Genomic DNA, 13,111 nt, shown 5'->3' on the forward strand with positions numbered 1-13,111 from the left:
GGCCGCCGTCGACGCGAAGTGGCGACGCCGGGCCAGACCTGCCCGGCGTCGCTTCCTTTTTTTGAGGCTGGGTGCGGGACCTGCCCTCAGTCGCCCTGCGATCCGTCGCGAGACATATGGTTGAGGAGCGCCGATTCCAGATCGCGGTTCAGTTCCTTGGCGCGTGCGACATAGTCGGGGTTCTTGTCCATCGGCACACCGGGCCGCCAGACGCTTGCCAGCTCTCGGACCGACGCACGATCGAGCTCGAAGAAGAGCTTCTGCAGCTCGTAGGCCTCATATTCTGAAAGGCCCATGCTCTCGAGCACATAGCGGGCGACACGCAGGCTTGAGTCGAAATATTCCCGCACGATGTCATTGGCGCCGGCCTGATAGAGCTGGAACACATGTTCGCGGTCATAGGCGCGGGCGATGATATGGATGTCGGGGCGCAGGCGGCGGGCGTATTTCGTCAGCTGCAACGCCTTCTTCGGGTCGTCGAAACAGATGACGAGTACCCTGGCCGTATCGAACCCCGCGGCCTTCAGAAGGTCGGGCCGGGTCGGATCGCCGACGAAGCCCTTGAAGCCAAAGGTCCGCATGACTTCGATAGTCCGGAGATCGGGGTCGAGCACGGTGGTGCGGAAGCCCGATTGCGTGACCATGCGGTTCACCACCTGCCCGAACCGCCCGACGCCAGCGATGATGATCGATTGCTTGTCGTCGATCTCATCCGCCTCCGTCGTGCCCTGTTCCTCCATCCGTCGGGTGAACCGGTCATAGGCCACGAAGAAAAGCGGCGTCAGCAGCATGGACAGCGTGATGACGAGCACGAGCATCTGTGCGGTCGGGATCGGCAGGATGCGCTGCGCAACCGCGAAGGAGGTCAGAACAAAGCCGAACTCGCCGGCCTGGGCGATCGACAGGGTGAAAAGCCAGCGGTTGCGGCCCTTGATCGAGAAAAGCCAGCCAAGCGCATAGAGGATAGCACCCTTGAAGAACATCAGCGCCAGCGTCAGAACCATGACCTTCAGCGGCTTGTCGAGAAGAAGGTCGAGGTCCATGCCGCTGCCGACGGTCACGAAGAAAAGGCCCAGCAGCAGGCCCTTGAAAGGGGCGATATCGGATTCCAGCTCATGCCGGAACTCGGAATTGGCGAGGATCACGCCGGCAAGGAACGTGCCGAGCGCGGGCGAGAGGCCGACGAGCGTCATCAGGGCGGCGATGGAAACGACGATCAGCAGTGCGAAGGCTGTCTGGATCTCTCTCAACCGCGCGGAATGAACAAACCTGTAGGCCGGGCGCACCAGAAAATGCCCGACCAGTGCAACGGTGGCGACAGCGGCGAGGGTCACAAGCGTCACGCCCCAGCCGGGCAAGTCTTGCAAGAAATTCATCGCTGCGTGGTCATCTCGCATCCTCTCGGCCAGGGCGCGTGCGGCGGGCAAGGCCAGAAGCGGCAAAAATGCGAGGATCGGGATCACTGCGATATCCTGCATCAGAAGAACCGCAAATGCGCCGCGCCCGCCCGAGGTTTGCAAAAGCTGCTTTTCGGTCAGTGTCTGAAGAACGATCGCGGTGGAGGAAAGAGAGAGCGCAAGCCCCGCTGTCAGCGCAACCTGCCAACTGAGATTCAACGCGAGCCCTACCGCGAAAATCACCGCTGTCGTCAGCACGATCTGCAACCCGCCAAGACCGAGGAGCTTCTTGCGCATCTTCCACAGCGCGCGTGGATCAAGCTCCAGTCCGATCAGGAACAGCATCAGGACGACGCCGAACTCGGCCACATGCTGAAGGTCAACGTTTTCGGAACCCACAAGGCCGAAGACCGGCCCGATCACGATCCCCGCCGCGAGGTAACCGAGCACCGAGCCGAGACCAAGCCGCGAGGCGAGTGGAACCGCCACGACCATCGCCAGGAGATAAAGCGTCGGCTGGAAGAACAATATGTCCACCTATCTTGCGCCCATTCCCTCAGGTTGGCAGCGGCGCGTCCGGCTTGAATTGGTCCATGACGATCTGGCTTTGCACGCGCGAAACCGCCGGATGCGCCAGAAGTACCTGATGAATCAATCTGTTCAGATCGGCAAGGCTTTCGCAATAGACCCGGAGGAGATAATCGGCCTCGCCGGTCAGAGTCCAGGCACTGACGATCTCGGGCTGCAGCGCGGTCAGGCGCCCGAAGGCCGCCGTCGTTTCCGCCCCGTGGCGGGCCATCTGCACCTGCACGAAGGCCTGTACGGCAAGTCCCAGCCGAGAGGGATTGAGCCGCGCGGCATAAGAGGTGATCAGCCCTTCGGCCTCAAGCCGTTGGCGTCGTCGGCCCGCCTGGCTGGCCGAGAGGTTCAGCTCCTCCCCCAGTTCCTGCGCCGTCAGATGAGCATTGCGCTGCAGAAGCGACAGGAGCCGCTTGTCGGTGTCATCTATGGTAACGCGGGTTTCATGCATGATTTCTAATCATAACGCAAAAGCTCGGCGTCATCATGTGAAATATCCGTGACTATGCGCGAAAACCGCGCGCTTCATGCGTCATACTGTCGCTGATACGCGCACAGGAGAGTTTCATGGGTCCCTTCCCGCATTCCGCCCCGAAATCGGTGATCTCTGCCGCCAACCCGGCAGGCACCGACGGATTTGAGTTCGTCGAGTTTGCCCATCCCGACCCGCAGGCGCTGCGCGATCTGTTTGCGCGCATGGGCTATACCCTGACCGGGCGGCATAAGACCAAGGATATCGAGCTTTGGCAGCAGGGTGACATCACCTACCTGGTGAATGCCGAACCCGGGACCCACGGCACAGAATTCGTCGCCGAACATGGACCTTGCGCGCCCTCGATGGGTTGGCGTGTTGTCGACGCTCGGAAGGCCTTCGACCATGCGGTTTCCAAGGGCGCGGAGCCCTATGAGGGCAATGGCAAGGTCATGGATGTGCCCGCGATTCGTGGCATTGGCGGTTCGCTCATCTATTTCATCGAGAACTACTACGAGACCTCACCTTACAACGAGGAATTCGACTGGCTGGCGCAATCGAAGCCCAGGGGCGTCGGTTTTTACTACCTCGACCACCTGACCCACAATGTTCACAAGGGCAATATGGACAAGTGGTTCCGCTTTTACGGCGATCTCTTCGGCTTCAGGGAAATCCGCTTCTTCGATATCGAGGGCAAGTTCACCGGTCTTCTCAGCCGGGCACTGACCTCGCCCTGCGGCCGCATCCGCATTCCGATCAATGAGGACCGGGGAGAGACGGGCCAGATCGTCGAATATCTCAAACGCTACAATGGCGAGGGCATCCAGCATATCGCGGTCGGGACCGAGGATATCTATGGCGCCACGGACGCGATCCACGACCGCGGCCTGCGTTTCATGCCGAAGCCGCCGATGAGCTATTACGAGATGAGCCGCGCGCGGGTGCACGACCATGACGAGCCGCTCGACAAGCTGGAAAAGCACGGGATCCTGATCGACGGCGAAGGCGTGGTCGATGGCGGCGAGACGCGGATCCTGCTGCAGATCTTCTCGAAGACCGTGATCGGACCGATTTTCTTTGAGTTCATCCAGAGGAAGGGCGACGACGGGTTCGGTGAAGGTAACTTCAAGGCCTTGTTCGAGTCGATCGAGGCCGACCAGATCGCGCGCGGCGTGTTGAAAGGTAGCGACGCCGCCTGATCAAGGCCGAGCGCTTCGCCGCCTTTGGACAAGGGCGGCGCAGCACCGGCGCATCAACCCTTATCCATGATCCGCAGGACGAGGGTCTTGCCCTTCTTCACATAGCGTAACTCGGTGTCGCCGATTGCGGCGACCTGGCCGCCGTCTAGCCGGTCGCCGACCTTGACCTTCACATAGCGCCCGCTCGGCAGGCGAACGAGGGCGCGCCTCGCCGCTGACGAGCCATAGACCCCGATCAGGTTGATGTCGCCGAGGTCGATGGCATTTGCGAAGGTGGATTTCTTGGCAACCGTCCGTGTCGTCGGCAGTGTGGCGATGCCCTCGGTGAGTTCCGGCTCGTCAATATCTTCTGTAGCGGGTGCACTTGCCGGTTCGGGTTCCGCGCTGGCCTGCGCTTCCGCCAGCGCCGCCTCGACCGCGCCGGAATCGACCGAGGCCGGGGCAGGAGTGGCCGCTGCCAGCCGGGCCGCTGCCGCAGCAGACACGGCGGCGGCGCTGCGCTGCGCGGGTTTGCGGGAGCTGGTGACGGCCAGCGGGCTGGCTGACTCCAGCGCCCGTTCTGCCGCTTCGGCCTCGGCCCGTGCCGCTGACGCGGCAGCCTCGGCTATTGCCTCGTCGGCGTTGCGCTTGGCTTCGGCGGCTGCAACGATCTTGTCAGGGCGCGCGGAGGGTCTCCGGGCGGCATGGCGCGGATCGACGGGCGGAGAGAGTGGCGGCAGGGTGGTCTGGTCGCCGGGCGCAGGCGATGCATCCGGCGCGTTCTCGGGCGCGGCTGGCGGTGTCGTCTCCACGGGTGGCGCGGGTACGACGAGCGTGGCGGGACGACCGCGCGGCGCCTTGCCGACCACGCGCGGATCAGGCGGCGCGACGGTTTCGGGCGCCTCGGCCGGGTCTGCCGACGATTCGGTCGGCGTCTCGGCGTCAGGCGTGGGTTGCGGCTGAGCGGCGGCAATGACGCTTTCGGGCCGTGCAGTCGGCAGACGGGGCGGGCGCCCGGCGAAGAGCGTGAAGCCGCCGGGTGTCGTTACACCATCGGGCGTCGCGATGATGCTGCCATCGGCAGCATAACGCAGCAGCGTGCCGAAGGGCGGCGGTGCGGGTTGCGGCGGCAGGGCCGGATCGCTCGCGGGCAGGGCGTCCGCGCCAGCCGGGTCGGCCTTGGCGCGCGCGACGGACGTGTCTGCGCCAAGATCTGCGGACCCGCTCGTGTCGGCAGCGCCGCTTGCCGTCGGTGCCGGGGCGGCGTCGCTGATCGTCGGTGTGGGCAAATCTGGCACCGCACGCGGCACGGGCGCCGGGGTGGGGTCGGCACCGGTCGTCACAGCCGGGAACGTGGATGACTCAGAGCCAGTGGCGGTCACGGTTTCCGGGGCGGCGGCGGTTTCGACGACAACCGGCTCGCGCAGGAAAAGCGCCCAGGCGCCGAGGGCGGTCACCGCCACCGCCGCGGCCAGTCCGGCGGGCAGTGCCCAGGTGGGAAGACCCGCGCGCAAACCGCTGGGGCGCGTAGCGGTCAGCCCCAGATCGGCGGTGCTGCCGCCGCGCTTTTCGACCACGAGCCGCGCAACCCGTGCCGTCGAACTCTCGGCCTCCGGCAGGGATGCGGCTCCGCCGAGCCGTGGCACGATCGTCGCAAGGCGGCTTCCCGCCTCGCCCTGCGGCTTACCACCTGCCTCACCGTGATCGCGCTGGCTGTGGAAGGTGGGTATCATCGTCGCAGGTTGCCCGACGGTGTCCTCATCGTCTTCCGTTTCTGCGTCGTCCTCAGCTAGCGCCGGATCAGCGCCGTCATCAGACGGGTCGGGGGCAGGCACGATATTTGCGATCGGAGACATCTCCGCCAGCAGCGGCTCGTCGACCGTTGCTGGTTCGACAGGCGGAACGGTTTCCGGCGGCGGGGCAGCCGTCTCGTGCTCTTCGTCCTCCATGACCGCAATGAAGGGTGCCTCGTCCTCTACCGGATCGGTGGCAGCCCCGTCAGCAGTCTCGGCCTTGATGTCGGCGCGCGGATCAGTCTCGGAGGCGCCTGTTTCGACGGTGGTCGCCTCTTCGCTCACCCTTTCGGCCGGAGTTCCGGCTTCCGGAGCCTCTGCGGGCAGCGCCTCCGGATCGATCTCGGGTGGGCTGGCATCCGATGGCAGATCGGCAACCACGCGCACCGGATCCTGATCGCGGTCAAGCCGGATGCCGTCTGCAAGATAGTTCGACACAACGGAAGTAGGGCCGAAGAACGGCTCCCCCGCGAACCGGTCGGGCTCGGGTGCCGCCACGAAAGCCACCGGGTTGAAACCGTTTGCATCCGCAAAAGCCTCGGCCTCATCCAGCGTCACGCCAGCAACGACCGCAACACGGGCACGGTTGCCCGAGCGCGAGAAATCGAACACCAGTTCGCTCAGCGGATAGGGCGTGCGTCCATCGAGCGCCGCGCGGATCTCGGCGCGCCGGGTCGCCTGATCGGGGCCGGTAACTTGGCATTCGAAGTAGAGGATCTGCGAATTGGGCAGGATGAGTTTCGAGGTGAAGCCTTCGGGCGCGCGCTTCTGCGCTATCTCCCTGAGCATTGCCAGCCGGGCGTCGAAATCCTCGGCATCAAAGGCGGCCTCGCCCAGCCGGACCCAGCCGTCCGGGCCGCGTTCCAGAAGCGAAACGGCCTCGTTCGTCAGCTCGAGAGCGAAACGTGGTTTCATTGCCCGCACTTAACATGGCGAGGGCAGCCACCCCAGCAACCCTTTCCTCACCATCGGTCCTAGAGCAGAAATTCGCCTATTGGAAGATCAAGCGCCAAGGAAAGGCTTGCGGCAGACGTCATACATCCGAAAGTTGACGCGCATCTTTGGAGGATTCCCATGCGTATGATGACCGCCCTCGCCACTGTCGCCTGCCTGGCGACCCCGCTTCTGGCCGAGGAGCAGAGACCGATGATCACCGTGACCGGCGAAGGCTCGGTCAAGGTCTCGCCCGATATGGCGACGATCTCGCTTGGCGTGATGGTCAACGGCGAGACGGCAAAGGCCGCGCTTGACGCGAACAGCACCGCCCTTGCCACCGTGATCGATCAGCTGAAGGCGGCCGGTATCGCCGACAAGGACATCCAGACCTCGAACCTGTCGCTGGGGCCGGTCTACGATTATTCGTCCCTGAGCGGGGTGCAGAAAGTCACCGGTTATTCTGCCTCGAACATGGTGACGGTTCAGGTGCGCGATATCTCGACCGTGGGCGCGGTGCTGGATGCATCGGTGACCGACGGCGCCAACACTTTGAACGGCATCACCTTCGGCCTGCAGGAACCATCGCCGCGGCTGGATGAAGCGCGCGCCGAGGCAGTCGCCGAGGCCCGGCGCAAGGCGGAGTTGCTGGCGGCGGCGGCGGGCGCAAGCCTTGGCCCGATCATCTCGATCAGCGAAACCGGCGGGTACATGCCGCCGGTCCCGATGGCCGGCATGGCGTTCGAGAAATCCGACGCGGTACCGATCCAGGCCGGGCAACTGGCGATCACTGCGGCGGTTTCGGTGACCTACGCGCTTGGCGAGTGACAGGTGAGTAGGGGCGCCGGGTGACCGGCGCCCCGTCTGATCAGGCAGTTGCCTTCGCCAGTGCCTGATCGAGGTCGGCGATGATGTCGTCCGCATCCTCGATCCCAATCGATACACGCACCACATTTGGCGCTGCACCCGCCGCGACCTGCTGCTCTGGCGTAAGCTGGCGGTGGGTCGTGGAGGCGGAATGGATGACGAGCGAGCGGGTGTCGCCGAGGTTCGCGACATGGCTGAAGAGCGCGAGATTGTCGACGAGCTTCACGCAAGCCTCATAGCCACCCTTGACCGCGAAGGTGAAAAGCGCGCCGGCGCCCTTGGGGGTGATCTTCTTCGCCCGCTTGTGATAGGGTGACGATTTCAGGCCCGCATAGGTGACGAACTCAACGCGCGGATCTTTCTCAAGCCATTCCGCCACTTTCTGTGCGTTCTTCACATGGCGTTCCATGCGCAGTGACAGGGTCTCGATCCCCAGAAGCGTGTAATGCGCGCCTTGCGGGTTCATCGTCATGCCAAGGTCGCGCAAGCCGACGGCAATCGAATGGAAAGTAAAGGCAAGGCCGCCGAGCGTCGGGTGGAAGGTCAGGCCGTGATAAGCGGGCTCGGGCTGGCTGAGCGAAGGGAACTTGTCCGAGGCCGACCAGTCGAACTTGCCCGAATCCACAACCACGCCACCGGTGACCGTGCCGTTGCCGGTCAGATATTTGGTTGCCGAATGAACGACGAGAGTCGCGCCATGCTCGATCGGGCGGCAAAGCCAGGGGGTGGCGGTGGTATTGTCGACGATTAGGGGGATGCCCTTCTGATCCGCGATCTTCGCAAGTGCGGGAATGTCGGTGACATATCCGCCGGGGTTGGCGATCGTTTCACAGAAGATCGCGCGGGTGTTCTTGTCGCAGGCCTTGCGGACGGCGGCGAGGTCGTCGGTGTCGACGAACTTGGCCGACCAGCCGAAGCGTTTGATTGTCTGGCTGAACTGGGTGATCGTCCCGCCGTAAAGCCTTGAAGAGGCAACGATATTCTTGCCCGGGCCCATGAGCGGGAAGAGCGCCATGATCTGCGCCGCATGGCCCGAAGAACAGCAGATCGCGCCCGCGCCGCCTTCCAGCGCGCAGACCCGCTCGGCCAGTGCCGAGACGGTGGGGTTGGTCAGGCGGGAATAGATATAGCCCACCTCTTGCAGGTTGAAGAGCCGCGCCGCGTGGTCCGCGTCTTTGAAGACATAGGCGGTCGTCTGGTAGATCGGCACCTGCCGAGCGCCGGTGGCCGGATCTGGCTTGTTACCCGCATGAACCTGCAACGTATCGAACCCGTAGGTCTTGGACATCTGCCCCTCCTGTGAACTTTCGGATTGGACGTTAGGGGAAGGTTCCCGCTGCGGCAACTGGCCTTCGCATTCAGCCGGGCGCACGGCCGTAATAGTGGCCGACGACATGTTCTGCCTCGGCGAAGAACAACCAACGTTGCACCATGGCCCCGGCGAGATGGCAGGCGAAGGCCGGAAGGGCGGCGACGGGCCCGGCGGGGAGGGCAAACAGCAGCGCGGCGGGCAGGAGGCAGGCCAGAACGATTGCGATCAGCCTGAGCTTTCGCGCGTGCTTGCGGCCGACCTGATGGATCATTTCCTTGGTCACGTAGCTTTGCGCAGTATGGGCGGCAAAGGGGCGGACCTCGCCGGGAAGGCCGGTTGCGGCATTGGGCGTCGATCCGGCCGTTGCAAAACGGTCGTCGCCGAGGCGCCAGGCCAGAAGCATCGCGGCCGCGAGCACGAGGCAGGCAAGTCCTGCGGCCCAGCCCCAGCCCGAAAGGATTGCCCCGCCTGTCAGGGCGAAGGCCGCATAGGTCAGGGGCGTTGTCCAATGGTTCCAGCGCGGTACCGTTCGCAACTGCGCATAGATCATCGCAGTCGCAAGCACCGTCGCCGCCGCCAGCGCCGCCCCGGCCAGGCCCACAAGGTCCGGCCCGCCACCGCCCATCCGCTCCAGCGCCGCAAATGCACTCAGGATCAGCGTTGCGCTCGAGAACCAGGCCTCGCGCGACAACCAGCTTGTCCGCCACTGGCTGAAGGCGCGCCACGCCCGCCCGGGATTGCCGAGATGGAAGGTCGATGCCAGAAGGCCCGCGACCGCGAGCGCGCCGCCTACGGCGTAAGCCACAAGGGCGCCAAGCCCGGTCCCTCCCGCGAGGCCAAGGTTCAGCAGAAAGAGAAAGCCGAAGCCAGCGCCGGACAGGGTGGTAAAGACAATGACCGAAGGCGCGGGATGCATCAGAACCTCTCCAACAGCCGGTCGAGCCAGCCCGCGAATCCGGTTGCCTCGATTTGTGGCAGGGGCGCGAGCGCAGGCCGCTCGGACGTGCCCTTCGGGCGCGGCGGCAGATAGCGGTTGACCGGCTTCGTACCAAGGTCGGGCATCAGTTCGAAGCCACCCCGCGCGGCGACAAGCTGGCTGACCGCGCTGTCGGGATCGCCGAGATCGCCGAAATGCCGCGCACCAGTCGGGCAGGTACGGACACAGGCCGGCACGCGATCTTCCTCGGGAAGGTTGTCATTGTAGATCCGGTCGACGCACAGCGTGCATTTCTTCATCACGCCCGCTTGGGCATCCAGTTCGCGCGCGCCATAGGGGCAGGCCCAGGCGCAGAGGCCGCAGCCGATGCAGGCATCCTCGTTCACCAGAACGATCCCGTCCTCGGCCCGTTTGTAGGAGGCGCCGGTCGGGCAGACGGTCACGCAGGGCGCGTCCTCGCAATGCAGGCACGACCGGGGGAAGTTCACAATCTCTGCCGCTCCCTCGGCAGGGGTGACCTCATAGCTGTGGACGCGGTTGAGGAACGTTCCGCACGGGTCAGACCCATATGCGTCATTGTCCGATAGTGGTGCGCCATAACCCTGATCATTCCAGCCTTTGCAGGCAGTCACGCAGGCATGGCAGCCCACGCAAGTGTCAAGATCGATGACGAGGCCAAGTTTCTTGGCGGAGGGGGGTGGAAGGGCTGTCACGGGCGGCTCCGCTTGGGTTTATCCACGGGCGAGCCAATGGGGGCAAATACTGGTTGGGCCTCGGCGGGGGGCGGGCACTTATCGACCCGGACGCGCAGGTCGAACCAGGCAGCCTGGCCGGTCACAGGGTCGGAATTCGACCAGCGGCGGCCATCGCCGCGATCGGGCAGCAGTTCGTCGATCAAATGGTTGAGCAAGAAGCCCTTTGTCGCCTCAGGCGCCTCTTCGGACAATCCCCAGGCACCTTTCCGCTTGCCGATGGCATTCCAGGTCCAGACGGTCTTTTCGTTCAAGGCCGCCATATGCGCGACCGGTACCGTGATTTCGCCGGACGGTGACGTGACACGCGCCCAATCGCCATCCTTGAATTCCTGCGCCTGCCAGACCTTCGTCGGCAGATAAAGCGGATTGTGGCCGTGGATCTGCCTCAGCCAGGCATTCTGGCTGCCCCAGGAATGGTACATGGCCATCGGCCGCTGGGTGATCGCATGCAGGGGAAAGTCGGACCCGGCCGCGGCACCAAGAGGGGGATACCAGATTGGCAGCGGGTTCATCGTGGCGCGGATCCGGTCGCGCAGATGCTCGGGGGGCTGGCGTTCATGGTAACCCTCGGCGGCAAGCTGGAAGCGCCGCATCGGCTCGCAATAAAGCTGGAAGAGATAGGGCTGCGGCTGGTCGTAGAAGCCCATGGTCACGGCCCAGTCCTGATAGGCCTTGTTCCAGGGTTTGAAGAAACGCGCCTCTTCCGGCACTTCGGCAGCGTAGAAGCCGCCATTGGCGATATAGGCGTTGAGTTGATTGGGGTTCGGTGCGCCTCGTCCGACGGCATCGCCGTTGCCCCGCCAGCCGATCAATGGCCCGACGCCGGGGCGGCGTTCGTGGCGGACGATATAGTCGGCATAGTCACGGTATTTCGGTCGGCCTTCGTCGGTCACGAAGCCGGGCAGGCCAAGCCGGCCCGCCAGATCGATCAGAACCGACTGGAAGCCGCGCACATCACGGTCGGGTTCCGTCACCGGCCAGCGGATTGCATCGGCGGCATGATCGGCCTCGCAAATCGGCCGGTCGAGAAGCGAAATGCAATCGTGACGTTCCAGATAGGTCGTATCGGGCAGAACGAGATCGGCATAGGCGACCATCTCGGAGGCATAGGCATCGGAATAGATGATGCGCGGGATCTTGTATTCGCCATTGCCGTCCTTCGCCGTCAGCATGGCCATGGTCTCGGCCGTGTTCATCGACGAATTCCAGGCCATGTTGGCCATGTAGAGCATCAGCGTGTCGATCGGATAGGGATCGCCCGCCACGGCGTTCGAGATGACCATGTGCATCATGCCGTGGCAGGACAGCGGATTTTCCCAGGTGAAGCCCTTGTCGATGCGGGCGGGCGTCTGGTCGTCGAGCTTCAACGCCAGATGTTCGGGGCCCTGCGGAAAACCCAGATGCGGTCCGTCCAGCGGGCGGCCGGGCATGAAATAGCTGTGGGGCGTCGGATGGGCGTGCGCGGGCTTGGGGTAGGGCGGCTTGAAGCGGAAGCCGCCGGGCACCTCGACCGACCCCAGAAGGATCTGCAGGATATGCAGCGCGCGCGCGGTCTGGAAGCCGTTCGCATGAGCCGAAAGCCCCCGCATCGCATGGAAGCTGACTGGGCGGCCGACCATCCTGTCATGGCGCTCGCCGCGGAAATCGGTCCAGGGCTGGTCAAGGGCGACGGAATGGTTGAAGGCCGCGTCGGCGATCTCGGCCGCGAGCGCGCGGATGCGCGCGGGGGAAAGGCCGCAGCGGTCGGCCACGGCTTCCGGGGCGAACTCATCCGCAAGATAGCGCTCGGCCAGATGTTGAAAGACGGTTCGGCAACCTTTCCAGCAGGCGCCAAGGTCGGGACGGACGCCTGGCTGATCGTAGGGGGCGGGCTGGCCGGTGGCGCGGTCGATAACGATGGGCTTGCCCAGTTCGTCGCGGATCAGAAGGCCCTTTTCCTCGCCTTCGGTCTCGTCGATCAGGCAGGGGGCATTGGTGTAGCGGGCGAGGTAGTCGAGGTCGATCTTGCCTGCGACGAGCAACTCGTGGATCAGCGCCAGGATCAGAAGCCCGTCGGTGCCGGGCGTGATCCCGTACCAGTCGTCGGCAACACCATTATAGCCCGTGCGAACCGGATTGATTGCGATCATCCGGCCGCCTTGCGCCTTCAGCTTGCCGATGCCGATCTTGATTGGATTGCTGTCATGATCCTCGGCGACGCCGAACAGCACATAGAGCCGCGTTCGGTCCCAGTCTGTCTGCCCGAACTCCCAGAAGGCGCCGCCCATCGTGTAGATGCCTGCCGCCGCCATGTTGACCGAACAGAAGCCGCCGTGGGCGGCATAATTCGGCGTACCGAAATTCTGCGCCCAGAAGCTGGTGAAGCTCTGGCTCTGGTCGCGGCCGGTGAAGAAGGCGAGCTTTTCCGGCGCCGTGGCACGCAAGGGCCCGAGCCATTGCACGGCGAGACCGAGCGCCTCGTCCCAGGAAATCTCCTCGAAGGCCCCCGATCCTCGGGGGCCCACGCGTCGTAATGGTGCCCGCAACCGCGAGGGCGCGGTGACCTGCATGATGCCGGAGGCGCCCTTGGCGCAAAGGACGCCCCGGTTGACCGGGTGATCGCGGTTGCCTTCGATGTAGGAAACCTTGCCTGACTTCAGATGCACATTGATCCCGCAGCGGCAGGCGCACATGTAGCAGGTGGTCTGCCGCATCTCGTCGGAGACCTTGGGCGATCTGTCCAGTTCCGGTTCGCGCAGAATCATGCCTGTCCCCATCCGCCTCAAGCGGATGTTCGGCGGGGCGGGGACGCATTGCAATCCAATGGTTATGTCTGGACCAATCGGTCGTTCGCCGAACCTTGCGGCTTTCCTCGCTGGGGTTGCCCGGCGAAGAGCTCCACAAAGCGC

The 13,111-nt window shown here is 64.4% G+C and carries 9 protein-coding genes; 2 read left to right on the forward strand and 7 right to left on the reverse strand.

Annotated features, from left to right (window positions below):
• Positions 1–86 precede the first annotated feature (86 nt).
• Together OU426_RS01205 and OU426_RS01210 are read right to left on the reverse strand one after the other, a co-directional pair.
• Positions 87–1,934, reverse strand: coding sequence for a monovalent cation:proton antiporter-2 (CPA2) family protein (locus OU426_RS01205; RefSeq protein WP_267632022.1), 1,848 nt, complete (start codon positions 1,932–1,934; stop codon positions 87–89).
• Between the two features lie 19 nt (positions 1,935–1,953).
• Positions 1,954–2,427, reverse strand: a complete 474-nt coding sequence (locus OU426_RS01210) for an Lrp/AsnC family transcriptional regulator (RefSeq protein ID WP_267632023.1) — start codon at positions 2,425–2,427, stop codon at positions 1,954–1,956.
• Positions 2,428–2,543: 116 nt separating this feature from the next.
• Between OU426_RS01210 and hppD the strand changes: the two genes are divergently transcribed.
• The gene (hppD, locus tag OU426_RS01215; RefSeq protein WP_267632024.1) at positions 2,544–3,647 is read left to right on the forward strand and encodes a 4-hydroxyphenylpyruvate dioxygenase; all 1,104 of its coding nucleotides are present in this window, start codon (positions 2,544–2,546) and stop codon (positions 3,645–3,647) included.
• 53 nt (positions 3,648–3,700) lie between these two features.
• On the opposite strand, the gene OU426_RS01220 is transcribed toward hppD, so the two are convergent.
• The gene (locus OU426_RS01220; protein ID WP_267632025.1) at positions 3,701–6,334 is read right to left on the reverse strand and encodes a hypothetical protein; all 2,634 of its coding nucleotides are present in this window, start codon (positions 6,332–6,334) and stop codon (positions 3,701–3,703) included.
• A 159-nt stretch (positions 6,335–6,493) separates the two neighbouring features.
• On the opposite strand from OU426_RS01220, the gene OU426_RS01225 reads away from it, so the two are divergent.
• Complete coding sequence (locus OU426_RS01225) at positions 6,494–7,180, forward strand: SIMPL domain-containing protein (protein WP_267632026.1); 687 nt, start codon at positions 6,494–6,496, stop codon at positions 7,178–7,180.
• 40 nt (positions 7,181–7,220) lie between these two features.
• Here OU426_RS01225 and OU426_RS01230 read toward each other — a convergent pair whose 3' ends face one another.
• The 4 genes from OU426_RS01230 to OU426_RS01245 all read right to left on the reverse strand — a co-directional run bounded on the left by OU426_RS01230 (position 7,221) and on the right by OU426_RS01245 (position 12,967).
• Positions 7,221–8,507 carry an O-acetylhomoserine aminocarboxypropyltransferase/cysteine synthase family protein gene (locus tag OU426_RS01230; RefSeq protein ID WP_267632027.1) on the reverse strand — a complete coding sequence of 429 codons (1,287 nt, stop codon included), beginning with the start codon at positions 8,505–8,507 and terminating at the stop codon, positions 7,221–7,223.
• Positions 8,508–8,577: 70 nt separating this feature from the next.
• Complete coding sequence (locus OU426_RS01235; RefSeq protein ID WP_267632028.1) at positions 8,578–9,447, reverse strand: dimethyl sulfoxide reductase anchor subunit family protein; 870 nt, start codon at positions 9,445–9,447, stop codon at positions 8,578–8,580.
• On the reverse strand, positions 9,447–10,181 hold the full coding sequence (locus tag OU426_RS01240; RefSeq protein WP_267632029.1) for a 4Fe-4S dicluster domain-containing protein: 735 nt from the start codon (positions 10,179–10,181) through the stop codon (positions 9,447–9,449). Before OU426_RS01240 ends, OU426_RS01235 begins: the two co-directional genes overlap by 1 nt.
• On the reverse strand, positions 10,178–12,967 hold the full coding sequence (locus OU426_RS01245; RefSeq protein WP_267632030.1) for a molybdopterin oxidoreductase family protein: 2,790 nt from the start codon (positions 12,965–12,967) through the stop codon (positions 10,178–10,180). Before OU426_RS01245 ends, OU426_RS01240 begins: the two co-directional genes overlap by 4 nt.
• Positions 12,968–13,111 lie beyond the last annotated feature (144 nt).

Source organism: Frigidibacter sp. RF13 (assembly GCF_026626305.1).
Classification (GTDB): domain Bacteria; phylum Pseudomonadota; class Alphaproteobacteria; order Rhodobacterales; family Rhodobacteraceae; genus TMP-24.